Origin of the sequence: Pseudomonas sp. WS 5010 (assembly GCF_012985565.1) — a bacterium.
Taxonomy (GTDB): Bacteria; Pseudomonadota; Gammaproteobacteria; order Pseudomonadales; family Pseudomonadaceae; genus Aquipseudomonas.
This window is the reverse complement of record NZ_JAAQWQ010000011.1, coordinates 54162-80624: the sequence shown is the minus strand read 5'-3', so window position 1 is coordinate 80624 and position 26463 is coordinate 54162. Positions and strand designations below refer to the sequence as shown.

Genomic DNA, 26463 nt, shown 5'->3' with positions numbered 1-26463 from the left:
CAACCACTTGCGCTTTCGATCTCTCGTCAGCGGGAGGCGAATTCTACAGCGTTACACGCTGCTGTCAACACCTCTTTTTCAACTTCCTTTTGGCTTCGATGAACTGAAGCAACCTACTGCCGAAAACTACATAACTCTTTGTTTACCAAGGAGTTTTCCGTTTCGACTGCGCCGGAAGTGGGGCGAATTATAGACTTCCAGGATCTGCGGTCAAGCGTTAATTACGCTTTTGTTGCAGAAGGTGCTTTTTTGGCAATAAGGCGAGGGATACGGCGCATCACAGGCGGAATCCGCAAGAGCAAAAGCAGCACCCCTATAGAGGCATAGATAGCCCACTCCTTCAGATCGGCACGCACGATCCACAGCATATGCAGCAAACCAAGCCCCAAAATCACATACACCAGGCGATGCAGCTTCTTCCAACGGGCGCCCAGCCGACGCTGGCTATAGCGATTGGATGTCACCGCCAACACCAACAAGCACATAAAACCCAACGCCCCCACAATAATGTAGGGCCGCTTGCGCAGCTCAACGCCCAGTTGCGACCAGTCCAGCCCCAGGATAAATACGCAATAAGCGGCGAGGTGCAAAACCACATACGCAAAGCACCACAACCCCAACTGCCGGCGCACAGCGATCCACCCTGCCCAACCGCTCAATTTTTGCAGTGGCGTCATTCCCAACGTAACCAGCAACAGGATCAGCGTTCCCAGTCCCAACCGATCAACCAGCACTTTTCCGGGATCAGGCCCCAAGGTGAGACTCCACGCCTCATACAACCAGTACAACGGCCACACCGCCGCAGCTATAAAGACGCCAAGGCGCCAGATGGGGTAGCGCATCAGTAGTTCTTCCGCAGATCAAGGCCGGTATAAAGAGAAGCGACCTCATCCGAGTAGCCATTGAACATCTGCGTCTCGCGTACATTCGGGCTGAACAAGCCACTGGGCAGGCGCCGCTCCCGGGCCTGGGTCCAGCGCGGGTGATCGACGGTGGGGTTCACATTCGCATAAAACCCATACTCATCCGCCGCAATGCTCTGCCAGGTAGTTTTCGGTTGCTCGCTCACCAGGCTGATCCGCACGATAGATTTCACGCTCTTGAAGCCATACTTCCACGGCACCACCAAACGCAGCGGCGCGCCATTCTGGTTGGGCAATTCCCGCCCATACATGCCCACAGCCAGGATCGCCAAAGGATTCATCGCTTCATCCAGGCGCAGTCCTTCTATATAAGGCCAATCGATCAGGCCAAAACTTGAGCGCTGGCCCGGCATGCTCTTGGGATCCTGCAGGGTTTCAAAGCGGATGTATTTGGCCTTGGAAGTGGGCTCGACCTGTTTAAGCAAGGCCGATATGGGAAAGCCGATCCATGGAATGACCATCGACCACGCCTCGACACAGCGTAGACGGTAGATCCGCTCTTCCAACTGATAGGGCTTCATGAAGTCTTCCAGGGCGTAACGCCCTGGTTTTGCGACTTCACCATCAATCACGACACTCCATGGCTCGGTCTTGAGCGAGCCGGCATTCGCCGCCGGATCGCCCTTGTCCGTGCCGAACTCATAGAAGTTGTTGTAATGGGTCGCATCCTTGAACGGCGTGATGGCCTCGTCTTTGACCGCCACCGCCTGCCATTGCGTGCCAGGAAGTTTCTCGGCGAACCAGCCGGGAGCCTTGCCTGGCTCGACATCGGCATAACGCGCAGTGTCAGCCGCACTCACCCAACGCGGCAGGCTGCTGGCAGCAATACCGGCAAGCGCGCCACCGAGCAGACTGCGGCGGGAGAAATAGAGGGATTCTGGGGTGACGTCCGATTCGTGACAATCGGACGCTTTGGGCAACTTGATTAACATGGCAACTCCGCAGCATTGGAGAACTGATGCACCAATAGACTGCGGAGTATGGGGGAAATTACATTAAGGCAATGTTTTGTCCCGGCGCAGATGCAACAGGTACTGAACCGGACCCGAAGCCGCATATACCAGGAACGCCAGCAGCAGGATCCGCGGCGGATCACTGAAGACCACCGCGAACACCAGTACCACCACCAGAATCGCCACGAAAGGCACACGCCCCTTCAGGTCGAATTCCTTGAAGCTGTTGTACTTGATGTTGCTGACCATCAGCATACCGGCCGCCGCAACCATCAAGGCCACCAGGAACGACATCTTCGAACCCTGGATGCCATAGTCACTGAACGCCCAGACAATACCGGCCACCACACCCGCCGCCGCAGGACTGGCAAGACCGATGAAGTAACGCTTGTCGGCAGTGCCCACCTGGGTATTGAAGCGTGCCAGGCGCAACGCAGCGCCCGCGACATAGATGAAGGCCACCATCCAGCCAACCTTGCCCATGTCACCCAGGGCCCAGGCAAACGCCAGCAACGCAGGTGCGACACCAAAGGCCACCATGTCCGACAGCGAGTCGTACTCGGCACCGAAGGCGCTCTGGGTATTGGTCATGCGCGCCACGCGCCCATCAAGGCCATCGAGGACCATGGCCACGAAGATCGCGATGGCAGCAAAACCGAAGTACTTGCTGGCACTCGCCGCATCACCTGCTGCCAGCGCGCTCTGGGCACTCATGGAATTGATGATGGAGTAGAAACCGGCAAACAGGTTCGCCGTGGTGAACAGGTTGGGCAGAAGATAGATGCCACGATGCCGGACCTTGCGGCCTTCCGCGTCATGCCCTTCTTCGACATGCTCATCGATCGGTAGCAGGCTTTCGGCGTCAGAGGCCTGGTTTGGCTCTTCGGGACGTTCGCTCATGGACTTTACCTTGCAACGGTGTGAAAAAAATCGATAGACACTTGCGGCGAGTTTCGCCCGCAAACGATGCAGCTTTATACCAGAACCAGCCCTCAAACGAAAAAACGCGGCCTAGGCCGCGTTTTCCGTAGACACGTGCGACTTAGTTCTTGGCTTTGTCGACGATCTTGTTGGCACCGATCCACGGCATCATGGAGCGCAGTTGCTCGCCGATGACTTCGATACCGTGAGCGGCGTTGTTACGACGCTTGGCGGTCATCGAAGGGTAGCCGGTAGCACCTTCGCTGATGAACATTTTGGCGTATTCGCCGTCCTGAATACGTTTCAGGGCGTTGCGCATGGCCTGACGGGATTCGGCGTTGATGACTTCCGGGCCGGTCACGTACTCGCCGTACTCGGCGTTGTTGGAGATCGAGTAGTTCATGTTGGCGATACCGCCTTCGTACATGAGGTCAACGATCAGCTTCAGCTCGTGCAGGCACTCGAAGTAGGCCATTTCCGGCGCGTAGCCAGCTTCAACCAGGGTTTCGAAACCGGCTTTGACCAGTTCAACGGTACCGCCGCACAGAACGGCTTGTTCGCCGAACAGGTCGGTTTCGGTCTCGTCCTTGAAGGTGGTTTCGATGATGCCGGTACGACCGCCACCGACGCCAGCAGCGTAGGACAGTGCAACGTTCTTGGCGTTGCCCGAGGCGTCCTGGTAGATCGCGATCAGGTCAGGAATACCGCCGCCTTTGACGAACTCGGAACGCACGGTGTGGCCCGGTGCTTTCGGCGCGATCATGATCACGTCCAGGTCAGCACGTGGCACAACTTGGTTGTAGTGAATCGCGAAGCCGTGGGAGAAGGCCAGGGTGGCGCCTTTCTTGATGTTCGGCTCGATTTCGTTCTTGTACAGCGCGGATTGGAACTCGTCCGGGGTCAGGATCATGACCAGGTCGGCAGCCGCAACAGCGGAAGCAACGTCAGTCACTTTCAGGCCATGGGCTTCTGCCTTGGCAACAGTGGCCGAGCCTTTGCGCAGGCCAACGGTCACGTCAACGCCGGAATCTTTCAGGTTGCAAGCTTGTGCGTGACCCTGGGAGCCGTAGCCGATGATGGCGACTTTCTTGCCCTGGATGATCGACAGGTCACAATCTTTATCGTAATAAACTTTCATGAGGTTCCTCTATATATCCAGGCCTTAAGGCCATTCGCTAATTGGGTTAGATGCTGAGTACTTTGTCGCCACGGGCAATCCCGGTGACACCACTGCGTACGGTTTCCAGAATCGAGGCCGTCCCGATCGACTGGATGAAGCTGTCCAGTTTGTCGCTGGTACCGGTCAGTTGAACGGTATAAACGCTGGCGCTCACATCGACGATCTGCCCACGATAAATATCGGTAGTACGCTTGATCTCGGCACGTTGGGCACCCGTGGCCTTGACCTTGACCAGCATCAGCTCACGCTCGATGTGGGCGCTTTCCGACAAATCGACCAGCTTGACCACTTCGATCAGCTTGTTGAGGTTCTTGGTGATCTGCTCGATCACCTCATCATGGCCTACGGTGGTCAACGTCAGGCGCGACAGGGTCGGGTCTTCGGTCGGGGCCACGGTCAGGCTTTCGATGTTGTAGTTGCGCTGCGAAAACAGGCCGACCACACGAGACAGAGCGCCCGGTTCGTTCTCCAGAAGCAGGGAGATAATGTGCCGCATGATTAGGTTCGCTCCGTCTTGTTCAGCCACATATCGCGCATTGAGCCGTCTTTGATCTGCATCGGGTAGACGTGCTCGCTGGTGTCGACCTGAATGTCGATGAACACCAGGCGATCCTTCATGGCGAACGCCTCTTCCATCTTCGGCTTGAGATCCTTCAGATCGGTGATGCGCATGCCGACATGGCCATAGGCTTCAACCAACTTGACGAAGTCAGGCAACGATTCCATGTAGGAATGGGAGTGACGACTGTTGTAGCTCATGTCCTGCCATTGGCGAACCATGCCCAACACACCGTTGTTCAGGCAGACGATCTTCACCGGCAGGCCATATTGCAGGCAGGTCGACAGCTCCTGGATGTTCATCTGGATGCTGCCTTCACCGGTGACACAAGCCACGTCGACATCCGGGAAGCTCAGCTTCACACCCATGGCCGCAGGGAAACCAAAGCCCATCGTGCCCAGGCCACCGGAGTTGATCCAGCGGTTAGGCTTGTCGAACTTGTAGTACTGCGCGGCGAACATCTGGTGCTGGCCCACGTCGGAGGTCACAAAGGCGTCGCCCTTGGTCACTTCGCACAGGGTTTCGATCACGGTTTGTGGCTTGATGATGCTGCCGTCGCCTTTGTCGTAAGGGAACAGGCCGCGGTCACCGCGCCATTCGTCGATCTGCTTCCACCAACTGGCAACGGACTCCTTGTTCGGCGTCTCGCCAATGTCCTTGAGCGCAGCGACCATTTCGGTCAACACGCTCTCCACGGGACCTACAATCGGCACATCGGCCTTGATGGTCTTGGAGATGGACGCCGGGTCGATGTCGATGTGGATGATCTTGGCATTCGGGCAGAACTTGCTCGCGCCGTTGATCACCCGGTCATCGAACCGCGCGCCCACGGCCAGGATCACGTCGGCGTGGTGCATGGTCAGGTTGGCCGTGTAGCTGCCGTGCATGCCGAGCATGCCGACGAACTGACGGTCCGAACCCGGGAAGGCACCGAGGCCCATCAAGGTGTTGGTCACCGGCAGGTTGAGCATCTTGGCCAATTCGGTCAACGGTGCGGAACCGCCGCCCAGGATCACGCCGCCACCCGAGTAAAGCACTGGGCGCTTGGCCGCCAGGAGCATTTCTGCTGCCTTGCGGATTTGCCCCGAGTGCCCACGCACGGCCGGGCTGTAGGAACGCAGCTTGGCTTTCTTCGGGAAGATGTATTCGAACTTTTCCGCCGGGTTGGTCATGTCTTTCGGGATATCGACCACCACTGGACCCGGGCGACCGGATTGCGCGAGGTAGAACGCCTTCTTCATGACTTCCGGGATTTCCGAGGCATGCTTGATCATGAAGCTGTGTTTCACGATCGGCCGGGAGATACCGATCATGTCGGTTTCCTGGAATGCATCAGTGCCCACCATGGTGCTCGCCACCTGGCCGGAAATGATCACCATCGGAATAGAGTCCATATACGCAGTCGCGATGCCAGTAATGGCATTGGTTGCGCCAGGGCCTGACGTTACCAGCACCACGCCGGCTTTACCGGTGGCACGGGCATAACCGTCAGCCATATGGGTCGCGGCCTGTTCGTGGCGAACCAGGATGTGGTTGACAGCCGGTTCCTTGAACAGTGCGTCGTAGACATGCAGCAGAGCACCACCTGGGTACCCGTAGATATAGTCGACGCCTTCGTCACGCAAAAAGCGGACGAGCATCTCACCGCCAGATAAAAGCTCCACGTTGTTCACCTCTAAAACGCCAGAATACCGTCCGTTGAAAACCGACGGGTCTTAATAGGTTTACTTCTCAACAGAGCATGAGCGACGGTGGTCGCCGACTACGTCAGCACTGACTGAGCAAGTATTGGGATCGTCCCAAGTGTTGCGGGCTTTTCCCACCCAGCGCGAGGTAACGCGTTGCGGGTGTAACAGGTCGGCGCGGATGTGCGCCTCATGATCTGCTGAGCGGGCCTGCTTCTGGCAGTCCCGATACAGCGGACTTTGGATTCTTCTGTTTCAGCCCCTTCAAGTCAAGCAATAATTGCGCTTTTTTCCAACTAAGCGCATGAGAACGTAGAAGAAAGGGCTTTGAGGAGGGATAAAACTCGCCTGAATGTCGTCAAGCGGTAGAAATGTGCGCAAGACTGCCGGAAAACCCGGCAGTCAGGCAATTAACGAGCGCCGACGATCAGTTGGTCGAACTTTTTCAGCGCAGAGCGTAGGCCGAGGCTTTGTTGGGGACGGTCGGCGTAGACCATCTCGGCCATCTCCAGGATGCCCGACGCATTAGGTAACGGCAGGTTCTGTTCGAGGATCTGTTTCATCCGCGCCAGGAAGATCCACTGCAGCCACTGATGAAAATCCAGGGTATCCACAGAAAACGGCTCGACGCTGCTCAGCGCCTCTGCATCGGGAGACACCTCATCCCACCAGCCCGCCAGGCGCAATTCGCGCTCAATCAGCAACAGCTGTTCGGCAATCGCCGGAAAACGAGAATCCATCAGAGACTGACCTTGGCCTTTTGCCGAGCCTGGGCAGCACCGGCAGCATCACCTTGCGCAGCGCGCGCGTCGCCAATCAGGGCCCACAGACTGGCCTGCAGGTCAGGACGACCATTGGCCATGGTCAAGCCACGACGGGCGAACTGTTCAGCTTGTGGCGCATCCCCCTGGGCCATGCGCACTTGCGCCAGGCGGTAGAGCACCTGCGGTTCACGCGGCGCGACCCGCTGGGCGCGCTCAAGGCTGGACGATGCGCCGTTCAAGTCGCCACCGGCCTGCTGTTGCTGCGCAGTGGTGAGCAAGGCCAGGACCGGGCCGTCCAACTGCTCGTCGGCAGACAGGCCGCCGGCATTGGCCGAGGGAATCCCGCTCGGGGTCGACGGCATGTTGTAGGTGCCCTGGTTGATCGGCGCGGTATCAATCGGCGCCGAGTTCGACGGGCCAGGGGTGATCGGCCCCGGCGTCCATGGTGCGGAGCTGATGGGTGCAGATGTGGTGGCGCCCCCACCCGGGACCATCACCACTACGCCGGAATCCTGCGGTACCGCCTGGGTCGTGGCAGGGTTTGGACGGGTAGTCACGGTCTGGCGAAAGCCGCCATTGGCCGAGATCCGGTCATTGTTGGATACGGCCGTGCCGGAATCCACCACCGGGATGGAGCCGCGCTGCACGCTGGAGCAACCGCTGAGCAAAGCTAACGTTGTAATAGCCGGAATCAACCACTTGTTCACTTGAAATCCTCTTTGCTTAATTCATCCAGCCCTTGACCCAATCCATCACCGAATCCGCATCCGCATCCGTGGGCACACCTGTGCCACATGGAGCGCCGGCTGGCGGTTCACTGCCGCGAATATACGGCATCTGCACCGCGCCCGGACAGTTGGCATCGGAGCCCTGCCCGGTATGGGGGTCGATCCAGGCCTGCACGATATTGTCGGGTTGCGGCATGTTCAGTGGCAGCGGGTCGGCCTTGCGCATAAAGCTGGTCCAGACCTGCAAGGCGCCGGTCGCGCCGGTGAACGGTGTCTTGCCGTTGTCATCGCGCCCCAGCCACACCACCGCGAGCAGGTCCTGGCTGAAACCGGCGAACCAACTGTCACGGGAGTCGTTACTGGTACCGGTCTTGCCGGCCAGCGTCAGGTTACCCGGCAGCGAGCTGTACACCGAACGCCCGGTCCCTTCGCGCATGACCCGTTGCATGGCGTTCTGGATCAGGTAGATGGAGGCCGGATCAAAACGCTGCTCGATCTGGAACGGGTAGCGCTTGAGCGGCTCGCCTTCCGCCGTGAGGACACTGCGGATCCCGCGCATCGGCGTATTGAAACCACCGTTGGCCAGGGTCTGGTACATGGTCGCCACTTCCATCGGGCTCAAGCCACCTGCGCCCAGCAACATCGACGGGAACGCCGGGAACTCGCGGCTTACACCCAGTCGTGCAAGGGTCTTGAGCACATTCGGCACACCCAGCTCCAGGCCAAGCCGCGCCGTGGACAGGTTGTAGGAGTGCGCCAGGCCCTGGTACAGGAACACCGTGCCGTGGGAGCGACGATCATAGTTCTGCGGCTTCCACACCTGGCCATCGGCGCCCTTGACCGAAAACGCTTCGTCGGAGAGCCAGCTGGTCAGGGTGTACTTGCTCGGCTTTTCCAGTGCAGTGAGGTACACCGCCGGCTTGATCAGCGAGCCAATCGGCCGCACGGCATCCAGGGCACGGTTGAAGCCGGCGAAGCTGGCCTGGCGGCTGCCGATCATGGCCTGGACTTCACCGGTTTCCGGGTTGGTCACCACCATGGCCGCTTCGACTTCGTCCGAGCCCTTGCGCCCGGCCAGGCGCTTGAAGGTATCGCTGACCGAGGCTTCGGCCTTCATCTGCAGGATCGGGTCGAAACTGGTGAAGATCCGCAGACCTTCTTCGGTCAAGTCCTCGTCGCGATAGTCTTCGCGCAACTGGCGCTTGACCAGGTCGATAAAGCCGGGGAAGGAACTGTCGGCCAACTTGCCACGGGTGGTGACGCCCAAAGGCATCTTCTTCGCGGCCGCGACCTGTTCTGCGGTGGCTACGCCCTGCTGCTCCAGCACGTCGAGGACCAGGTTGCGGCGCTCCAGGGCCCGCTCCGGGTTGCGGCGCGGATTGTAATAGGACGGCCCCTTGACCATACCTACCAGCAACGCCACCTGGTGCAACTTGAGCTCGGACAACGGCTGGCCGAAGAAGAACTGGCTGGCCAGGCCAAAGCCGTGCACCGCGCGCTGGCCATCCTGGCCGACGAACACCTCGTTGAGGTAGGCCTCCAGGATCTCCGGCTTGCTGTAGTGCAGCTCCAGCAACATCGCCATCATGGCTTCGGTGAGTTTGCGGGTCAGGCTGCGCTCACTGGTCAGGTAGAAATTCTTGACCAATTGTTGCGTCAGCGTACTGCCGCCCTGAGTCATGCGGCCACCCGAGGTGTTGACCCAGATGGCGCGAGCGATGGACTTGGGCGAGACGCCCCAGTGGCTGTAGAAATCCCGGTCTTCGACCGCAACCAGGGTTTCCAGCAGATACGGCGGCACCTGATCAATTTTGATCAGGATGCGATCTTCAAGGTTCTTGGGGTAAATCCCGCCGATCAGCAACGGCTCAAGACGCACCACTGGCAACTTGCCGCCATTGAGTGCAGAAAGCTCGGCCACGTAATCCCCGGAGAAGCGCACGCGCACCGGTTGCGCCTTTTCCAGGCCTTCATAGAACTGGAAGCCCCGGGTATTCAGGTCCACGGTATTGCCGCTGACCGCCGCCGCACCCGGGCCGTTGGCCACGGCTTCGCGCCGATAGCCCAGCGCATCGAGTTCGGTAAGGAAATCTTCCTTGCTCAGTTTCTGGCCGGTAAACAGCTCCAGCGGGCGAGCGTAGACCTTCGCCGGGATGGTCCAGCGCTTGCCAGAGAACTTCTCCTGGACCACGGCATCGAGGTATACCGCGATGCCTGCGGTCACCACCAGGCCCACCAGGCCGAGCTTGAGCGCCCAGCCTAGCCAGGGGCGCAGGCTGCGGGGAGGAGGTTTTTTACGGGAACGGGGAGATCGGGTACGAGTCATGGCGGCGGATTATACGCATTTTATTGATGATCAACATGAACCGGACGGCGGTTTGCATGACCGACCTGAGCGGCCATAATGCGCTCCATTATTTTCCCAGACTCCGAAGGATCGCCTGTGAGCCAGCCCCTGATTGCCGCCCTGCAAAACCCGGCCCTGTTTCCTCATCCGGTCGAAGCGTTTCAAGTCATCGAAACCCATATTTCCTGGGTCCTGCTCACCGGTCCCTATGCCTACAAGATCAAGAAACCGGTGAACTTCGGCTTCCTCGACTTCACCCAACTGGACGCCCGCGCCCACTTCTGCAACGAGGAACTGCGCCTCAACCAACGCCTGACACAAGATTTGTATCTTGAAGTGTTGCCGATCACCGGCAGCGCTGAAGCACCGCAACTGGGCGGCGAAGGCCCGGCCATCGAATATGTGCTGAAAATGCGCCAGTTCCCGCAAAGCCAACTGCTGAGTACCTTGCAGGCCAATGGCGAGCTGACCAACGGCCACATCGATGAGATGGCCAGCCAGATTGCGCACTTCCACCTCAACGCCCCCAAGGTTCCCGAGGCCCATCCCGCCGGCACCCCCGACGAGGTGATGGCGCCGGTGCGGCAGAACTTCGAGCAGATCCGTCCGTTCCTTAGCGACAAAGCCGACCTGGCCCAACTGGACGCACTGCAAGCCTGGGCCGAGAGCAGCTTCGAACGCCTCAAGCCCCTGCTGGAGCAACGCAAGCTCAATGGCTTTACCCGCGAGTGCCACGGCGATATTCACCTGGGCAACGCAACCATGATCGACGATCACGTGGTGATCTTCGACTGCATCGAGTTCAACGAACCGTTCCGCTTCACCGACGTGTGCGCCGACACCGGCTTTCTGGCGATGGACCTGGAAGACCGTGGCCTCAAGACCCTGGCCAGGCGCTTTATCAGCCAATACCTGGAGCTGACCGGCGATTACCAGAGCCTGGAGCTGCTGAACTTCTATAAAGCCTACCGCGCGCTGGTGCGGGCAAAGATCGCGCTGTTCAGCATGCCGCCCGAGGCAACACCGGTCGAGCGCGCAACCACCCTGCGCCAGTACCGCAACTACGCCAACCTGGCCGAAAGTTACAGCACCATCCCCTCGCGCTTCCTGGCGATTACCCATGGCGTATCGGCGACCGGCAAAAGCCATGTGGCGATGCGCCTGGTGGACGCGCTCGGCGCCATTCGCCTGCGCTCCGATGTAGAACGCAAGCGCCTGTTTGGCGAGCAACAGGTCGAGAACACCCTCCAAGCCGGGATCTATGCCTCGGACGCCAGCGCGGCAACCTACGCCCGCCTGCATACCCTCGCCGAAACCGTACTGCGCGCAGGCTTCCCGGTAGTCCTGGACGCGACCTACCTCAAGCGCGAGCAACGAGAAGCTGCCGCCAAAGTCGCAGAAGCCACCGGCGCGCCCTTCCTGATCCTCGATTGCAATGCACCGCAGGCCGTTATCGCCAGTTGGCTGGCGAAACGTCAGGCAGATAAAAACGATCCGTCTGACGCTACCCTGGCAGTCATTGAGCAGCAACAAGCCAGCCGCGATCCCCTGAGCGCCGAAGAACTGCTACTGAGCAAGCGGGTCGAGACCAATGAAAGCGGGACGCTGGACGCGCTGGTTGCCCACGTCCGCCAGCGCCTGCCAGGGCTGTAGGAAATATTTCACGGCCGTGATGCGGTTAACAGCTCACGGCCGCAAATAGTGGCACTATAATGGCATTATAAGTCCAACAGGAGTTGCCGCCATGGGCCAGCCGAAGCTGCTTGATACACCGCTCTACGCGCTGCTGCATAAAGATGACATCCGGGGTTTCAATCAGGAACGCCCCAAGGATGGCCCGATTGATATGCGCGGCGGCGACTTCCGTGGTCTGGACCTGCGCCACCTGGACGCCGAGGGCGTGGACTTTACCGACGCCTACTTCCGCTCGGCCGACTTGCGTGGCCTGGACCTGCGGGGCTGCCCGCTGGAAGGCGCCAGCCTGGCCCATGCGCAGATCTCGGGCACTTACTTCCCAGCCGAACTGAGCGCTGACGAGATCCTAATGTCGGTCAATTTCGGCACGCGCCTGCGCTATCGCACCCGCTGACCGAACACCTTTATCCCCAGCTGAGCGCAACGCGAGCTGGGGGCCTGCGCCTGTCACCGTCAAGATTCCAGCGCCAGCCTTAGAAGCGTTTACGTCGTTTCTGAGCAAAGAACTACGCTTTTCCTACTGAGCGCTACACTCCTTTCAGGCTTGCCTGGTCACGATACCCACCGAACCATTCGGCCGTCGCAAGGAGGCTTGATGAATGATGAGCTGCAACACCTGAAAAACCTTGGCAAGACCTCGGCGCAATGGCTGCATGCGGTGGGCATCCATAGCGCTTCGGACCTGCGTCGCCTGGGCGCGGTGGACGCCTACCGGGCGGTACGCACCCGTGGTTTCCGGGCATCCAAAGTCCTGCTGTATGCCATCGAAGGCGCATTGATGGATGTGCATTGGAACGATATTCCAACCGAGCGCAAGGAGGCCTTGAATCGCCAACTGGAAGCGCTGTCGATACGGAACAAGAACTGAAACAGGTGATAACCCAATGTTTGCGGGGCTCCAAACAAACGTTTGAGAAAAATCCCCATGGGTGCAAAAACAAGTGTTGACTCTCAAATGAGAATCGTTATGATTATCACAACTGGTCGCGAGATCAGCCGATAACTGAAAGACCATTGGTTCGGACTCTCAGATTATCTCCTCATCAGGCTAATCACGGTTATTTGACCCGGCTCTTGCCGGGTCTTTTTTTGCCTGGGTTTTATATCACCCTGTAGCAGGCTTGCCGGCGAAGGTGCTGGGTCTTGATACACCGCTATCGCCGGCAAGCCGGCTCCTACACGGATAGGGTTCAGCGGGCGATGATCAAGGGATGACCCAGCTCAGGATGGGGCTGCACCAGTACATCCAGGCCGAACACCGCCTTGAGCAACTCCGGTCGTAACACCTGCGCCGGTGTGTCCAGGGCGTGGGGACGACCGTTCTCCAGCAGCAGGATGCGATCGCAGTAGCGCGCCGCCAGATTGAGGTCATGAAGAATCACCAGCACGGCCGCGCCACGGTCGGCAAAGCTGCGGATGGCCTGCAAGGTGGTGTGCTGGTGCAATGGGTCGAGCATCGAGGTCGGCTCGTCCAGCAATAGGGTCTGCCCCCCCTCGCCCGGCCAGAGTTGCGCCAGCACCCGCGCCAGGTGCACGCGCTGGCGCTCGCCGCCGGATAACGCCAGGTAGCTGCGTCCGCTCAGGTGGCCCACGTCGGCGGCCTGCAAGGCGGCTTCGATGATTTCATCGTCGCGCACCCGCCCGGTCTGATGGGGCAAGCGCCCCATGCCCACCACTTCCTCGACGCGAAACGCGAAATCCAGGGTCGACACCTGGGGCAGCACCGCCAGGCGCTGCGCCCGTTGCGCGCCCTGCCAATCCTTGAGCTCGCGGTCGTCCAGCCAAACCTGCCCTTCATCCGGATGCAATTGCGCACACAACGCGCCCAGCAACGTGCTTTTACCGGCGCCATTGGGGCCGAGCACACCCAGAACTTCACCGGGTTTCAAGTCCAGGGTCACGTCGGCCAACACGGTTTTGCGACCGCGACGGATCTGCAGGTTGTCCACTCGCAGCATCAGGCGCGTCCTCGCAACAGCAGGTATAGAAAAAACGGAGCACCGATAAAGGCAGTAACAATACCAATGGGCAACTCCGCCGGCGCCAGGGCCAGGCGGGCCACCAGGTCGGCGAATAACAACAGGCTCGCGCCCGCCAGCACCGAGGCCGGCAGGAGCACACGATGATCCGGCCCCGCCAGCAGCCGCACCAGATGTGGCACCACCAGCCCGACAAAACCGATCAGCCCCGCAGCGGCGACCGCCGCGCCAACCCCGAGCGCCGTGCAAAACACCAGCTCGCGCTTGAGCCCCTCGACATTGATCCCCAGGTGACTGGCTTCCGATTCTCCCAGTAGCAAGGCATTGAGCGCCTTGGCCCGGCGCGGCAGCCACAGCGCCACACCGGCACTGACCAGCAGCAATGGCCACAGTCGCGAGTAGCTGGCACCGTTCAGGCTGCCAAGGTTCCAGAACGTCAGGGTGCGCAAGGTAGCGTCATCGGCCAGGTAGGTGAACAGGCCCACCGCCGAGGCCGCCAGCGCGGTCAGGGCGATACCGGCCAACAACATGGTTGCGACATTGGTCTGCCCGTCGCGCCGCCCCAGACGATAGACCAGCGCGGTCACGCCCAAGCCACCCAGAAATGCACACAGCGACAGCAGATACGGCGCCACGGCGTCCGGCAGGCCACCAAAGGCCGCGCCGCCGACGATGGCCACCGCCGCCCCCAGCGCAGCGCCACTGGACACACCGACCAACCCAGGGTCGGCCAACGGGTTGCGAAACAGCCCCTGCATGGCCACCCCCGACAGCGCCAGCACCCCGCCAACCGCCAGCCCCAGCAAAGTGCGCGGCAAACGGATCTGCCCCAGAATCAGCTCAGCCTGCTCCAGGCCCTGGGCCTCGATAGGCACGCCAAGCAGGCGCAAGGCAGCGCGCAGAGTGTCGAGCAACGGCAGGCTGACCGGCCCCAGGGCCAGGGACAGCCAGGTCGCCAACACACACAACAGGCTCAAGCCGATAAACAGGGTGCGCGGTTTAACCAGAGTGGTCATGGGGCGGCTTGGGCTTTAACGGGATAGAACCCGGCGGACAGGATTTGCAGGCTGGCCGGCAAGCGTGGGCCCAGGCCGCCGACCAACAAGGTGGGATCCAACTCAAACACCCGGCCGGTCTTGGCCGCCGAGGTGTTCGCCAGAATCGGGTTTTCCTTGAACAAGGCCGCACGGGCCGCCTCGCCACTCAGGGCGCGGTCAGAGAACACCAGCACTTCAGGGCTCAACCCCGCCAGCGACTCAACCGAAAACGGCTTATAGCCGCTGTGCGTCGCCAGATTGTGCCCGCCGGCCTGTTGCAGCACCCAGTCGGCGGCGGTGTCCTTGCCGGCGATCAGCGGCTTGCCACCGGCATGCCCGAGCACCAGCAGCACGCCAGGGGCCTTTTGCCGGGCTTGCGCCTGGGTCACGGCCGCTTTTTGCAGGTTTAGTTGCTGTTGATAAGCATTGAACAGTGCCGCGGCCTTGTCTTCAGCTCCCAGCAGCTTGCCCAGGTGCTGCAGGTTGCCTTGCAGGGTCGGCAGGTCCGGCTGCGCGGAGAACAGTTCCACTTGCACCCCGGCATTGCGAATCTGCGCCAGCACCGGTGGTGGCCCCATTTCCTCGGTGCCCACCAGGATCTGCGGGCGCAGGCTCAAGATCCCTTCGGCGGACAGCTGGCGCTGGTAACCGATACTGGGCAGCGCCTTGAGCGACTGCGGATGCTGGCTGGTAGTATCGACGCCCACCAGCTTCGACTCTCCGCCCAGGGCCGTCACCCACTCCGACAACGCGCCCCCGGCGCTGACCCAGCGTTGAGGCAGCTCAGCAGCTTGCGCCACGTGGTTGACCAGCAGTCCGACAACAAGCGCAATAGCGCTGGCACTCAGGCGCATAAAAGGGTTTCCTTCCAAGGGTGAGGCCGTCTGGCATCGTACTGAGCACGCAGTCAGCTGACGGGCGAAGCCAGCATTTGATAATTGTTTGCATTTGAACGTCAAGCACCGGGCTCACCCGTAAACCCCGGATTGCGCCACAGCCCTTGACCCGCGCCACCTGAGAACACCTATGAAGTTTCTGTGCTCCTCCCACGAACTGGCCCCAGACAGCAGCCGCGGCTTCGATATCGATGGCCGCAAGTTATTGGCCGTGCGCCGCGAAGGCCGAGTGTATTTCTATATCAACCGCTGCCCCCATCGCGGCGTACCACTGGAATGGCAACCTGACCGGTTTCTCGACCCCAGCGCGAGCATGATCCAATGCGCCACCCACGGCGCGTTATTTCTGATAGAAAGCGGCGAATGCGTGGCCGGCCCCTGCGCAGGCCAAAGCCTGACGCCTCTGCCCGGCCGCGAAGACGCACAGGGGCTGTGGGTGCAACTCTAGTCGTTGAGCAGCACGGGCAAAGGGCGATCAATGCAGATTTCCTGTGCACTGACATTCACGCCATAGGCCAGGACCTGCACCCCAGCGGACTTGGCTTCACGCAGTGCAGCGGCATACCCGGGATCGATCTCCTCGGCCGGCCTTACGCCATCGATGCCGGACACATTCACACAGTACAACTGCACGGCTCGTACACCGTTACGGGCCAAGTGCGCCAACTCCCGTAAATGCTTGGCACCACGCTGGGTCACTGCATCGGGAAACGCCGCGATAGGCGTGCCGTCAAACCCCAGGGTGACACTTTTGACTTCGACATAGGCCGCGCCGTCGGAGTAGTCCAGGCGAAAGTCGATCCGGCTTTTCTCCTGGCCGTAGGGCACTTCACGCTTTAACGCGGTAAAGCCGTTGAGCTCAGTGATCACCCCGGCATTCAGCGCCTCTTCAACCAACGGGTTGGCTCGCGCAGTATTGACGCACGCCAGACGGCCCTGTGGGGTCTGCGCGATCTCCCAGGTGCCCGGCAGCTTGCGCTTGGGGTCGTTGGAGCGGCTGAACCAGACCGGCCCGCCCTCGATCATGCAGTTGAACATTGAGCCGGTGTTGGGGCAGTGAATGGTCAGCAACTCGCCGGTAACGGTTTCGATATCGGCCAGAAAACGCTTGTAGCGGCGAATCAGCCGACCTTCTTCGAGGGGAGGATGAAAGCGCATCAGCCTTGCCAGCTCCGCAAGCCACGGGCAATGCGTTCCACTGCTTCCTGTAGGCGATCGAGGTTTTGTGTGTAGGCAAAACGCACATGATGACCCGCCTTGAAGCGACCGAAATCCAACCCTGGCGTGAATGCCACGTGCTCGGTTTCAAGAAAGTGCCGGCAAAACGCGAAGGCATCGCCACCAAAGGCGCTGATATCGGCATACAGGTAAAACGCCCCCTCAGGCTCGACTGCGATACCGAACCCCAGCTCACGCAGGGCCGGCAGCAAAAAGTCACGCCGGCGCCCGAACTCGGCCCGTCGTTCTTCAAGGATCTCCAGGGTCTGCGGGGTAAAACAGGCCAATGCCGCATGCTGGGCCATGCTCGGTGCGCTGATGTACAGGTTTTGCGCCAGCTTCTCCAGCTCACCCACCGCAGCGGGGGGCGCCACCAGCCAGCCGAGGCGCCAACCGGTCATGCCGAAATACTTTGAAAAACTGTTTAGGACAAACGCCTCGTCATCCACTTCCAGGACGCTGGCCGCGTCAGTGCCATAGGTCAGGCCGTGATAGATCTCATCCACCACCAGATGGCCATTGCGGGCCTTGATCGCCCCGGACAAGCCGGCCAGTTCATCACGGGTCAGAATGGTCCCGGTCGGGTTGGCCGGCGAGGCGACCAACGCCCCCACGCTGTCCTGGTCCCAATAGCGCTCCACCAGGTCGGCGGTCAGTTGGTAACGCACCTCGGGGCCGACCGGCACCAGTTGCGCCGCACCCTCCACCAACCGTAGGAAATGCCGGTTACAGGGGTAGCCTGGGTCCGCGAGCAACCAATGTTTGCCGGGATCCACCAGCAGGCTGCTGGCCAGGAGCAAGGCCCCGGAGCCGCCCGGTGTGATCAGGATGCGTTCGGGGTCGATGCTCAAGCCATAACGCTGCTGGTAGAAACCACTGATGGCCTCGCGCAGTTCCGGCAGGCCACGGGCGGCGGTGTAGCGGGTCTTGCCGTTGGCCAGTGCGGCCTGGCCGGCCTGGATGATCGGCTCGGCGGTGGTGAAGTCCGGCTCGCCGATCTCCAGGTGAATCACATCATGGCCAGCGGCCTGCAGCTCATTGGCCCGCGCCAGCAACGCCATGACATGAAAAGGTTCGATAGCACGACTGCGAGCACTGTAGGGCTGAGCCATTAGCCTTCCTTAACAATGAGGACAAAATCGGGATTCTACCGAACCCGCGAGGTAAAACATGTTCTATTGCCTGCCCGGCTGGCGTGATGAGCCGGGCAAGCGCCTGCAAAAAGACTAAAATCATCATTCCAGACGGTGTATGCCCGGCCACGGCGGGTCGCAGCAGTTTGCAACCCCGGCGCGACGGGCCTCGACAACCGGGAGTGGCGCACCCCGAATCTATCTGGTAAGTTCGCCCGCTTGCAGCCGCAGGGCCGGCAGGTGTCGGTGATGTTGCAATCCTGCGCAATGGATTAGAAGAGTGAGAGGCGGTCTATTCATGTCCACCCAAGCAAAGCAACAGAGCATCAGCGGCTTCGAACCCTACATCGAGACGAAGGGTGAGGAGTACATGGGCGAGCCCATGCGCAAGCACTTCACCAAGATCCTGCAAAAATGGAAACAGGACTTGATGCAGGAGGTCGACCGTACCGTTGACCATATGAAGGACGAAGCAGCCAACTTCCCTGACCCGGCCGACCGTGCCAGCCAGGAAGAAGAGTTCAGCCTTGAACTGCGCGCCCGTGATCGCGAGCGCAAGCTGATCAAGAAAATCGACAAGACGTTGCAACTGATCGAAGACGAAGAATATGGCTGGTGCGAATCCTGCGGCGTCGAGATTGGTATTCGTCGCCTGGAAGCCCGTCCTACTGCAGACATGTGCGTAGACTGCAAGACCTTGGCCGAAATCAAGGAAAAACAGGTCGGCAAGTAATCCCTGCCGGGCTGGACGAATGGGGCGTGCAAACGCCCCATTTTTGTTTCTGGAGTTTGGCGGTTTTCCAGTAATATCCAGGCCATGACAGCCTCTCCCTATATCGGGCGTTTCGCCCCCACGCCCAGCGGCCATTTGCACTTCGGCTCCCTGGTTGCAGCCCTCGCTTCCTATCTCGACGCCCGCGCCAATCAAGGCCGCTGGCTGATGCGCATGGAAGACCTCGACCCACCCCGTGAAGAGCCGGGCGCCCAGGCGGCGATCCTGCATGCCCTGGAAAGCTATGGTTTTGAATGGGACGGCGAACTGGTCCGACAAAGCGAGCGGCATGATGCCTACGCCAAAGTCCTGAACGATATGTTCAATCACGGCCTGGCCTACGCCTGCACCTGTTCACGCAAGCAACTGGAACCGTATAACGGCATTTACCCTGGCCTCTGCCGCAACGCCGGCCACGACCAGCAGGATGCCGCCATTCGCCTACGGGTTCCCGAGTTGGAATACCATTTTACTGACCGTGTACAGGGCGAGTTCCGACAACACCTGGGCCGCGATGTCGGCGATTTCATCATCCGCCGTCGCGACGGCCTGTATGCCTACCAACTGGCCGTGGTGCTCGACGATGCCTGGCAAGGTGTCACCGATATCGTGCGCGGCGCCGACCTGCTGGACTCCACGCCACGCCAGCTGTACCTGCAAGAGCTGCTGGGCATGCGCCAGCCGCGCTATCTGCATGTGCCGCTGATCATCCAGCCGGACGGCAACAAGCTGGGCAAATCCTACCGCTCCCCACCGCTGATGCCCGACCAGGCCACACCTTTGCTCTTAAGGGCCCTGCGCGCCCTCGGCCAGATGCCGGGGGATGAACTGCTCTACGCCAGCCCACGGGAACTGCTCGATTGGGGCATCCAGTACTGGGATGCCAGCCGGATCCCGCGCACACTGACCCTGGCCGAAGCGCAATTGCGCTGAAGGCGCTTGCAGCCAGCCAGCCATCCGTTAACATCGCCGCAGTTTTTCAATCAGAGGCCAACATGTACATCTATCGATTGGTCCTGCTGCTGGTCGTCGGGATCTACCTGTTTTCTCCCGCCATCATGGACTGGTGGATCGACGCCACGGGCGCCTGGTATCGCCCCTATCTGCTGTGGCTGATCCTGATCGTCGTGACCTTCATCCTGCAGAGCCAAAAAGATGCCGATGAGCTTTAGCCTGACCCAGATGCTGCTGATCAGCGCCGCCTACCTGGCCGCGCTGTTCGGGGTGGCCTGGATCAGTGAGCGCGGGATGATCCCGCGGGCGATCATTCGCCACCCGTTGACCTACACTTTATCCTTGGGCGTCTATGCCAGCGCCTGGGCGTTCTATGGCACGGTGGGCCTGGCCTACCAATACGGTTATGGGTTTCTTTCCAGCTACCTCGGGGTGTCCGGGGCCTTCCTGCTGGCGCCGGTGCTGCTGTACCCGATCCTGAAAATCACCCGCACCTACCAACTGTCGTCGCTGGCCGACCTGTTTGCCTTCCGCTTTCGCAGCACCTGGGCCGGCGCGCTGACCACGATTTTCATGCTGATCGGCGTGCTGCCGCTACTGGCCCTGCAAATCCAGGCCGTGGCCGATTCCATCGGCATTCTCACCCATGAGCCGGTACAGCATCGGGTGGCCCTGAGCTTTTGTGCGCTGATCACTTTGTTCACGATTTTTTTCGGCTCGCGGCATATCGCCACCCGGGAAAAGCACGAAGGCCTGGTGTTTGCGATTGCCTTCGAGTCGGTGATCAAGCTGATCGCCATCGGTGGCGTCGGCCTGTATGCGCTGTACGGCGTGTTCGACGGTCCGCAACAACTGGAGCTGTGGCTGCTGCAAAACCAGACCGCCCTCGCCGCCCTGCACACTCCGCTGCAAGAAGGCCCATGGCGCACGCTGTTGCTGGTGTTCTTTGCCTCCGCCATCGTCATGCCGCACATGTACCACATGACCTTTACCGAAAACCTCAACCCGCGCTCGCTGGTCAGCGCCAGCTGGGGCCTGCCGCTGTTCCTGTTGCTGATGAGCCTGGCAGTGCCGCTGATCCTCTGGGCCGGCCTGAAACTGGGGGCCACCACCAACCCGGAATACTTCACCCTGGGTATCGGCATCGCTGCCAACAGTAAATCCCTGGCCTTGCTGGCCTATGTCGGCGGTTTGTCGGCGGCCAGCGGCTTGATCATTGTCACCACCCTGGCGCTGTCGGGCATGGCCCTCAACCACCTGGTGCTGCCGCTGTACCAGCCGCCCGCCGAAGGCAATATCTACCGCTGGCTGAAATGGACACGCCGGGCGCTGATCGTGGCGATCATCATGGCCGGCTATGGTTTCTACCTGTTGATGGCGGCCGAGCAAGACCTGGCCAACCTGGGCATTGTGGCCTTCGTCGCCACCTTGCAGTTCTTGCCGGGGGTTTTGTCGGTGCTGTACTGGCCGACTGCCAATCGGCGTGGGTTTATTGCCGGGTTGCTGGCGGGGATCCTGGTATGGCTGGTGACCATGCTGCTGCCGCTGGTCGGTAATCTGCAGGGTTTTTATATCCCGCTGCTGAACATGATCTACGTGCTCGACGACACCAGTTGGCACATGGCAGCGATCGCCTCGCTGGCGGCCAACGTGCTGATGTTCACCCTGATTTCCCTGTTCACCAACGCCAGCCCCGAAGAAACCAGCGCCGCCGAGGCGTGCGCGGTGGATAACGTGCGCCGTCCGCAACGCCGCGAACTGCATGCCGCCTCGCCCCAGGAGTTTGCCACGCAACTGGCCAAGCCCCTGGGTGCCAAGGCCGCGCAAAAGGAAGTGGAGCAGGCGCTGCGCGATCTGTACCTGCCGTTCGACGAGCGCCGTCCCTACGCCCTGCGCCGCCTGCGTGACCGCATCGAGGCCAACCTGTCCGGGCTGATGGGCCCCAGCGTATCCCAGGACATGGTCGAGACCTTCCTGCCGTACAAGGCCGGCGGCGAGAACTATGTCACCGAAGACATCCACTTTATCGAGAGCCGGCTGGAGGACTACCACTCGCGCCTCACCGGCCTTGCCGCCGAACTCGACGCCCTACGCCGCTACCACCGCCAGACCTTGCAGGAACTGCCCATGGGCGTGTGCTCCCTGGCCAAGGACCAGGAGATCCTGATGTGGAACAAGGCCATGGAGGAACTGACCGGCATCGCCGCCCAGCGCGTGGTGGGCTCGCGCCTGACCACCATCGCCGATCCGTGGAAAGAATTGTTGCAAGGGTTTATCAACCTACCTGACGAGCACTTGCACAAACAGCACCTGGCTCTCGACGGCCAGACCCGCTGGCTGAACCTGCACAAGGCGGCGATCGACGAGCCCCTGGCCCCCGGTAACAGCGGCCTGGTGTTGCTGGTCGAAGACCTGACCGAAACCCAGATGCTCGAAGACAAGCTGGTGCACTCCGAGCGCCTGGCCAGTATCGGCCGCCTGGCGGCCGGCGTGGCCCACGAGATCGGCAATCCGATCACCGGTATCGCGTGCCTGGCGCAGAACCTGCGCGAGGAGCGCGAGGAAGACGACGAAATCACCGAGATCAGCGGGCAGATCCTCGAGCAGACCAAGCGTGTCTCACGCATCGTGCAATCGCTGATGAGCTTTGCCCACGCCGGCGGCCACCAGAATCATGACGAAGCGGTGTGCCTGGCCGAAGTCGCCCAGGATGCCATTGGGCTGCTGGCCTTGAACCGGCGCAATTTCGAAGTACAGTTCTATAACTTGTGCGATCCGGAACACTGGGTGGTGGGCGACTCACAACGCCTGGCCCAGGTGCTGATCAACCTGCTGTCCAACGCCCGCGACGCGACCCCCGCCGGCAGTGCGGTAAGGGTCAAGAGCGAGGCTTTCGAGCACACGGTCGACCTGATCGTCGAAGACGAAGGCAGCGGTATTCCACAGAACATCATGGACCGATTGTTCGAACCCTTCTTCACCACCAAGGATCCGGGTGAAGGTACCGGTCTGGGCCTTGCACTGGTCTATTCCATCGTTGAAGAGCATTATGGACAAATCACCATCGACAGCCCGGCTGACACCGAAAGCCAACGCGGCACCCGTATTCGGGTGACCTTGCCGCGTCATGTCGAAGCGACGTCCGCTGTGAACTGAGACCGTCGAGAGAATTGAATCAATGCCGCACATTTTGATCGTCGAAGACGAAACCATTATCCGCTCTGCCTTGCGTCGCCTGCTTGAACGTAATCAGTACCAGGTCAGCGAAGCCGGCTCGGTGCAGGAAGCCCAGGAGCGTTTCAGCATTCCCACATTCGACCTGATCGTCAGTGACCTGCGCCTGCCCGGCGCACCGGGCACCGAGCTGATCAAGCTGGGCCAGGGCACGCCGGTGCTGATCATGACCAGCTATGCCAGCCTGCGCTCGGCCGTCGACTCGATGAAGATGGGCGCGGTGGACTACATCGCCAAGCCTTTCGACCACGACGAGATGCTGCAGGCGGTGGCGCGTATCCTGCGTGACCGCCAGTCGGCCAGCAGCGCACCGGCGGAACGGCCGGCCGGCAAGGCCGCCAGCGACAAACCCGGCGTCGACAACAGCAATGGCGAAATTGGCATCATCGGCTCCTGCCCACCCATGCAGGACCTGTACGTCAAGATCCGCAAGGTGGCGCCCACTGACTCCAATGTCCTGATCCAGGGCGAGTCCGGTACCGGCAAGGAACTGGTGGCCCGCGCCCTGCACAACCTGTCCAAGCGCGCCAAGGCCCCGATGATCTCGGTGAACTGTGCAGCGATCCCCGAATCCTTGATCGAATCCGAACTGTTCGGCCACGAAAAAGGGGCCTTTACCGGCGCCAGCGCCGGACGCGCAGGCTTGGTAGAAGCGGCGGACGGCGGCACGCTGTTCCTCGACGAAATCGGTGAACTGCCCCTGGAAGCCCAGGCCCGCCTGCTGCGTGTGCTGCAGGAAGGCGAGATTCGCCGGGTTGGCTCGGTACAGTCGCAAAAAGTCGACGTGCGCCTGATCGCCGCGACTCACCGTGACCTGAAAAGCCTGGCGAAAATCGGCCAGTTCCGTGAAGACCTCTATTACCGCCTGCACGTGATTGCCCTCAAGTTGCCGGCCCTGCGTGAACGCGGCGCCGACGTCAACGAGATCGCCAATGCGTTCCTGCTGCGCCAGAGCGCGCGGGTCAACCGTACCGACCTGACGTTTGCGGCCGACGCCGAACAGGCCATCCGCCACTATTCGTGGCCAGGTAACGTACGCGAGCTGGAAAACGCCGTGGAACGCGCAGTGATTCTCTCGGAGAGTCCGCAGATCTCCGCTGAGCTGCTGGGCATCGATATCGAACTAAGCGACCTGGACGATGACGACTTCATTGGCCTGGCACCACAACAGGGCGGCAATAACACCAGCCACGAGCCCACAGAAGACTTGTCCCTGGAGGACTACTTCCAGCACTTCGTCCTGGAGCACCAGGACCATATGACCGAGACCGAGCTGGCGCGCAAACTGGGCGTCAGCCGCAAGTGCCTGTGGGAGCGGCGCCAGCGCCTGGGCATTCCGCGGCGCAAGACCGGGGTTGCCAGTGAAAGCTGAGATCAACTCACATTGGGTAACACCCCAAACGTGAAAAAACTGTTACCTCAGATATTCACGTAACAAAAAGCCGGGGCTTACGGTAACGAAGCCCCGGCTTTTTTTCGCCCGCCAAACACCCATGAACCGGTCAAACCCCTGATTTTGCTGGGGCTCGCAAAAGTTGGCACGCACCCTGCTATATGCTTAGTACAAGAACAATAAAAAGCACCGTACACACACAATAAAAATAAGACGAATCGACTCACGCACAATAAAAACAACACGGCGGAGGCGCAGCTAACTGATTCTTTTGGAGAGGCGTTGCATTTGGGGCTTGCCCCGCAACCAGGCCGAGAACAACAAAAACTGCCCTAAGGCAGAGCCTGAACTGGTTGGATCATTGATCATAGCAACACAGCGACCAAAGCAATCCGTTTGCTCTTGACTCCCGATTGGGAGTGTCATGAAGGTGAAAATTCATGGCGAGGGCGATCAACAAAAACAAGAAGCCCGAAATTAATAATAAAAATAGAGCACGCAACTACTTTCTGGGGGAGCTTCGGCTCCCCTTGTAGTTTCTGCGATTTGAGCGCCACGCCGGCTTTTTAAGCATCTGGCTCAACGCTTGCAGCTAGTTCCTACACCATCCCCTGACTAAATGCTAGAATCCCGGCCCATCATGCGGTCATTCTTCGTTATGGCCGAACATTCCTTCAAACAGTGCATCCCATGCTGAAGAAGTTGTTCCAGTCATTCCGTTCCCCCTTGCGTCGTACGCAACACATTCGCAGCACGCCTGAAGTGCTCAACAGCAATCAACATTCGCTGCAGCGCGCCCAGTTCAGCCGTTATGCGGTGAACATCGTCGAACGCCTGCAGAACGCCGGCTACCAGGCCTACCTGGTCGGCGGTTGCGTGCGCGACATGTTGCTCAACATCACCCCCAAGGATTTCGACGTCGCCACCAGCGCCACGCCTGAACAAGTGCGTGCCGAGTTTCGCAACGCGCGGATCATCGGCCGGCGCTTCAAATTGGTGCATATCCACTTTGGTCGCGAAATCATCGAAGTTGCGACATTCCGCGCGGGCCACCCGCAAAACGATGAAGAGGAAGACAGCAACCAGTCTTCCCGCAACGAAAGCGGACGCATCCTACGGGACAATGTGTACGGCACCCTGGAAGAAGACGCGCAACGCCGCGACTTCACTATCAATGCCCTCTATTACGATCCAGTCAGCGAGCGCATCCTCGATTACGCCAACGGCGTGCACGATATTCGCAATCACCTGATTCGCCTGATCGGCGACCCCACGCAGCGCTATCAGGAAGACCCGGTGCGCATGCTGCGGGCCGTGCGTTTTGCCGCCAAGCTGAACTTCGGCATTGAGAAACACACAGCCGCGCCGATTCGCGAACTGGCACCGATGCTGCGGGAAATTCCCTCGGCGCGCCTGTTCGAGGAAGTGCTCAAGCTGTTCCTTTCCGGGCATGCCGCCGACACGTTCGAAATGCTGGTGGACCTGCAGTTGTTCGACCCACTGTTCCCGGCCAGCGCCGATGCACTGGAGCACAACCCGACGTACACCCACACGCTGATCAGTGAAGCGTTGATCAACACCGACCTGCGGATCAAACAGAACAAACCGGTGACCCCGGCGTTCCTGTTTGCCGCCCTGCTCTGGCCGGCGCTGCCCGCCCGGGTACTGCGCCTGCAGAACCGTGGCATGCCGCCGATTCCGGCAATGCAGGAAGCTGCGCACGAATTGATCGCCGAACAGTGCCAGCGCATCGCGATCCCCAAGCGCTTCACCATGCCGATCCGCGAGATCTGGGACATGCAGGAACGCCTGCCACGTCGCAGTGGCAAACGCGCCGACCTGCTGCTGGACAACCCGCGCTTCCGTGCTGGCTACGACTTCCTGCTGCTGCGCGAAAGCGCCGGCGAACAGACCGATGGCCTGGGCGAATGGTGGACCGACTATCAGGACGCCAATGACAGCGAACGTCGCGAGATGATTCGTGAACTGAGCAGCAAAGGCGAAACCACGGGCGAGGGGCCGAAAAAGCGCCGCCGCAGCAGTGGCAGCAAACGCAAGCGCAGTGCCGCCGATACCTCGGGCGAATAAGCAC

At 60.4% G+C, this 26463-nt stretch carries 24 protein-coding genes; 10 read left to right on the top strand and 14 right to left on the bottom strand.

The features are described 5' to 3' along the window. Positions 1–221: 221 nt before the first annotated feature. The 9 genes from msrQ to mrcB all read right to left on the bottom strand — a co-directional run bounded on the left by msrQ (position 222) and on the right by mrcB (position 10039). Entirely contained in the window at positions 222–842 is a 621-nt protein-coding gene (gene msrQ, locus HBO11_RS26825; RefSeq protein WP_169955052.1) for a protein-methionine-sulfoxide reductase heme-binding subunit MsrQ, read from the bottom strand. Continuing rightward, entirely contained in the window at positions 842–1855 is a 1014-nt protein-coding gene (gene msrP / locus HBO11_RS26820; protein ID WP_169955053.1) for a protein-methionine-sulfoxide reductase catalytic subunit MsrP, read from the bottom strand. The genes msrQ and msrP overlap by 1 nt, the downstream gene beginning before the upstream one ends. Positions 1856–1918: 63 nt before the next feature. Beyond that, complete coding sequence (pssA, locus tag HBO11_RS26815) at positions 1919–2776, bottom strand: CDP-diacylglycerol--serine O-phosphatidyltransferase (protein ID WP_029298897.1); 858 nt, start codon at positions 2774–2776, stop codon at positions 1919–1921. Positions 2777–2918: 142 nt separating this feature from the next. Beyond that, positions 2919–3935, bottom strand: a complete 1017-nt coding sequence (gene ilvC / locus HBO11_RS26810; protein WP_003176099.1) for a ketol-acid reductoisomerase — start codon at positions 3933–3935, stop codon at positions 2919–2921. A gap of 46 nt (positions 3936–3981) precedes the next feature. Beyond that, positions 3982–4473: an acetolactate synthase small subunit gene (gene ilvN, locus HBO11_RS26805; protein ID WP_003176102.1), complete on the bottom strand. Its 492-nt coding sequence runs from the start codon at positions 4471–4473 to the stop codon at positions 3982–3984. 2 nt (positions 4474–4475) lie between these two features. Then, on the bottom strand, positions 4476–6200 hold the full coding sequence (locus HBO11_RS26800) for an acetolactate synthase 3 large subunit (protein ID WP_169955054.1): 1725 nt from the start codon (positions 6198–6200) through the stop codon (positions 4476–4478). 431 nt (positions 6201–6631) lie between these two features. After that, positions 6632–6961: a YqcC family protein gene (locus HBO11_RS26795; protein WP_169955055.1), complete on the bottom strand. Its 330-nt coding sequence runs from the start codon at positions 6959–6961 to the stop codon at positions 6632–6634. Continuing rightward, positions 6961–7692 carry a tetratricopeptide repeat protein gene (locus HBO11_RS26790; RefSeq protein ID WP_057440150.1) on the bottom strand — a complete coding sequence of 244 codons (732 nt, stop codon included), beginning with the start codon at positions 7690–7692 and terminating at the stop codon, positions 6961–6963. The genes HBO11_RS26795 and HBO11_RS26790 overlap by 1 nt, the downstream gene beginning before the upstream one ends. Positions 7693–7708: 16 nt before the next feature. Continuing rightward, a complete protein-coding gene (gene mrcB, locus HBO11_RS26785) occupies positions 7709–10039 on the bottom strand; it encodes a penicillin-binding protein 1B (RefSeq protein WP_169955056.1) in 2331 nt (776 codons plus the stop codon). A 117-nt stretch (positions 10040–10156) separates the two neighbouring features. On the opposite strand from mrcB, the gene HBO11_RS26780 reads away from it, so the two are divergent. From HBO11_RS26780 to HBO11_RS26770, 3 genes are all read left to right on the top strand, one after another. After that, positions 10157–11713, top strand: a complete 1557-nt coding sequence (locus HBO11_RS26780) for a bifunctional aminoglycoside phosphotransferase/ATP-binding protein (RefSeq protein ID WP_169955057.1) — start codon at positions 10157–10159, stop codon at positions 11711–11713. A 91-nt stretch (positions 11714–11804) separates the two neighbouring features. Continuing rightward, a complete protein-coding gene (locus HBO11_RS26775) occupies positions 11805–12149 on the top strand; it encodes a pentapeptide repeat-containing protein (protein ID WP_169955058.1) in 345 nt (114 codons plus the stop codon). A gap of 201 nt (positions 12150–12350) precedes the next feature. After that, on the top strand, positions 12351–12623 hold the full coding sequence (locus tag HBO11_RS26770; protein ID WP_169955059.1) for a TfoX/Sxy family protein: 273 nt from the start codon (positions 12351–12353) through the stop codon (positions 12621–12623). Between the two features lie 322 nt (positions 12624–12945). On the opposite strand, the gene HBO11_RS26765 is transcribed toward HBO11_RS26770, so the two are convergent. From HBO11_RS26765 to HBO11_RS26755, 3 genes are read right to left on the bottom strand one after another with little or no spacing between them, the layout of a single operon-like run. Continuing rightward, complete coding sequence (locus tag HBO11_RS26765; protein ID WP_169955060.1) at positions 12946–13713, bottom strand: heme ABC transporter ATP-binding protein; 768 nt, start codon at positions 13711–13713, stop codon at positions 12946–12948. After that, positions 13713–14696, bottom strand: a complete 984-nt coding sequence (locus tag HBO11_RS26760; RefSeq protein WP_169955148.1) for an iron ABC transporter permease — start codon at positions 14694–14696, stop codon at positions 13713–13715. The genes HBO11_RS26765 and HBO11_RS26760 overlap by 1 nt, the downstream gene beginning before the upstream one ends. A 50-nt stretch (positions 14697–14746) precedes the next feature. Continuing rightward, positions 14747–15625: an ABC transporter substrate-binding protein gene (locus HBO11_RS26755; protein WP_169955061.1), complete on the bottom strand. Its 879-nt coding sequence runs from the start codon at positions 15623–15625 to the stop codon at positions 14747–14749. Positions 15626–15797: 172 nt separating this feature from the next. Here HBO11_RS26755 and HBO11_RS26750 point away from each other — a divergent pair, with 172 nt between their 5' ends. Then, on the top strand, positions 15798–16115 hold the full coding sequence (locus HBO11_RS26750) for a Rieske (2Fe-2S) protein (RefSeq protein ID WP_169955062.1): 318 nt from the start codon (positions 15798–15800) through the stop codon (positions 16113–16115). Here the strand turns inward: HBO11_RS26750 and sfsA are convergent. After that, positions 16112–16825: a DNA/RNA nuclease SfsA gene (sfsA, locus tag HBO11_RS26745; RefSeq protein WP_169955063.1), complete on the bottom strand. Its 714-nt coding sequence runs from the start codon at positions 16823–16825 to the stop codon at positions 16112–16114. The genes HBO11_RS26750 and sfsA overlap by 4 nt on opposite strands. After that, positions 16825–17997, bottom strand: coding sequence for a pyridoxal phosphate-dependent aminotransferase (locus HBO11_RS26740; RefSeq protein ID WP_169955064.1), 1173 nt, complete (start codon positions 17995–17997; stop codon positions 16825–16827). Before HBO11_RS26740 ends, sfsA begins: the two co-directional genes overlap by 1 nt. Before the next feature lie 319 nt (positions 17998–18316). Between HBO11_RS26740 and dksA the strand changes: the two genes are divergently transcribed. From dksA to HBO11_RS26710, 6 genes are all read left to right on the top strand, one after another. Continuing rightward, positions 18317–18751 carry an RNA polymerase-binding protein DksA gene (dksA, locus tag HBO11_RS26735; protein WP_029298940.1) on the top strand — a complete coding sequence of 145 codons (435 nt, stop codon included), beginning with the start codon at positions 18317–18319 and terminating at the stop codon, positions 18749–18751. A gap of 84 nt (positions 18752–18835) precedes the next feature. Further along, positions 18836–19723, top strand: a complete 888-nt coding sequence (gene gluQRS, locus HBO11_RS26730) for a tRNA glutamyl-Q(34) synthetase GluQRS (protein ID WP_169955065.1) — start codon at positions 18836–18838, stop codon at positions 19721–19723. Between the two features lie 62 nt (positions 19724–19785). Continuing rightward, entirely contained in the window at positions 19786–19962 is a 177-nt protein-coding gene (locus tag HBO11_RS26725; protein WP_003176118.1) for a hypothetical protein, read from the top strand. Then, a complete protein-coding gene (locus HBO11_RS26720; protein ID WP_169955066.1) occupies positions 19946–22900 on the top strand; it encodes a sensor histidine kinase in 2955 nt (984 codons plus the stop codon). The genes HBO11_RS26725 and HBO11_RS26720 overlap by 17 nt, the downstream gene beginning before the upstream one ends. 22 nt (positions 22901–22922) lie before the next feature. Continuing rightward, positions 22923–24350: a sigma-54 dependent transcriptional regulator gene (locus HBO11_RS26715; RefSeq protein WP_169955067.1), complete on the top strand. Its 1428-nt coding sequence runs from the start codon at positions 22923–22925 to the stop codon at positions 24348–24350. A 711-nt stretch (positions 24351–25061) separates the two neighbouring features. Next, positions 25062–26459 carry a polynucleotide adenylyltransferase PcnB gene (locus HBO11_RS26710; RefSeq protein ID WP_169955068.1) on the top strand — a complete coding sequence of 466 codons (1398 nt, stop codon included), beginning with the start codon at positions 25062–25064 and terminating at the stop codon, positions 26457–26459. Positions 26460–26463 lie beyond the last annotated feature (4 nt).

Excerpts from the sequence above, each read along its gene's own strand:
- msrQ (WP_169955052.1), bottom strand. The coding sequence starts at position 842 with ATGCGCTACCCCATCTGGCGCCTTGGCGTCTTTATAGCTGCGGCGGTG.
- msrP (WP_169955053.1), bottom strand. The coding sequence starts at position 1,855 with ATGTTAATCAAGTTGCCCAAAGCGTCCGATTGTCACGAATCGGACGTC.
- pssA (WP_029298897.1), bottom strand. The coding sequence starts at position 2,776 with ATGAGCGAACGTCCCGAAGAGCCAAACCAGGCCTCTGACGCCGAAAGC.
- ilvC (WP_003176099.1), bottom strand. The coding sequence starts at position 3,935 with ATGAAAGTTTATTACGATAAAGATTGTGACCTGTCGATCATCCAGGGC.
- ilvN (WP_003176102.1), bottom strand. The coding sequence starts at position 4,473 with ATGCGGCACATTATCTCCCTGCTTCTGGAGAACGAACCGGGCGCTCTG.
- HBO11_RS26795 (WP_169955055.1), bottom strand. The coding sequence starts at position 6,961 with ATGGATTCTCGTTTTCCGGCGATTGCCGAACAGCTGTTGCTGATTGAG.
- mrcB (WP_169955056.1), bottom strand. The coding sequence starts at position 10,039 with ATGACTCGTACCCGATCTCCCCGTTCCCGTAAAAAACCTCCTCCCCGC.
- HBO11_RS26775 (WP_169955058.1), top strand. The coding sequence starts at position 11,805 with ATGGGCCAGCCGAAGCTGCTTGATACACCGCTCTACGCGCTGCTGCAT.
- HBO11_RS26770 (WP_169955059.1), top strand. The coding sequence starts at position 12,351 with ATGAATGATGAGCTGCAACACCTGAAAAACCTTGGCAAGACCTCGGCG.
- HBO11_RS26765 (WP_169955060.1), bottom strand. The coding sequence starts at position 13,713 with ATGCTGCGAGTGGACAACCTGCAGATCCGTCGCGGTCGCAAAACCGTG.
- HBO11_RS26755 (WP_169955061.1), bottom strand. The coding sequence starts at position 15,625 with ATGCGCCTGAGTGCCAGCGCTATTGCGCTTGTTGTCGGACTGCTGGTC.
- HBO11_RS26750 (WP_169955062.1), top strand. The coding sequence starts at position 15,798 with ATGAAGTTTCTGTGCTCCTCCCACGAACTGGCCCCAGACAGCAGCCGC.
- sfsA (WP_169955063.1), bottom strand. The coding sequence starts at position 16,825 with ATGCGCTTTCATCCTCCCCTCGAAGAAGGTCGGCTGATTCGCCGCTAC.
- HBO11_RS26740 (WP_169955064.1), bottom strand. The coding sequence starts at position 17,997 with ATGGCTCAGCCCTACAGTGCTCGCAGTCGTGCTATCGAACCTTTTCAT.
- dksA (WP_029298940.1), top strand. The coding sequence starts at position 18,317 with ATGTCCACCCAAGCAAAGCAACAGAGCATCAGCGGCTTCGAACCCTAC.
- gluQRS (WP_169955065.1), top strand. The coding sequence starts at position 18,836 with ATGACAGCCTCTCCCTATATCGGGCGTTTCGCCCCCACGCCCAGCGGC.
- HBO11_RS26725 (WP_003176118.1), top strand. The coding sequence starts at position 19,786 with ATGTACATCTATCGATTGGTCCTGCTGCTGGTCGTCGGGATCTACCTG.
- HBO11_RS26720 (WP_169955066.1), top strand. The coding sequence starts at position 19,946 with ATGCCGATGAGCTTTAGCCTGACCCAGATGCTGCTGATCAGCGCCGCC.
- HBO11_RS26715 (WP_169955067.1), top strand. The coding sequence starts at position 22,923 with ATGCCGCACATTTTGATCGTCGAAGACGAAACCATTATCCGCTCTGCC.
- HBO11_RS26710 (WP_169955068.1), top strand. The coding sequence starts at position 25,062 with ATGCTGAAGAAGTTGTTCCAGTCATTCCGTTCCCCCTTGCGTCGTACG.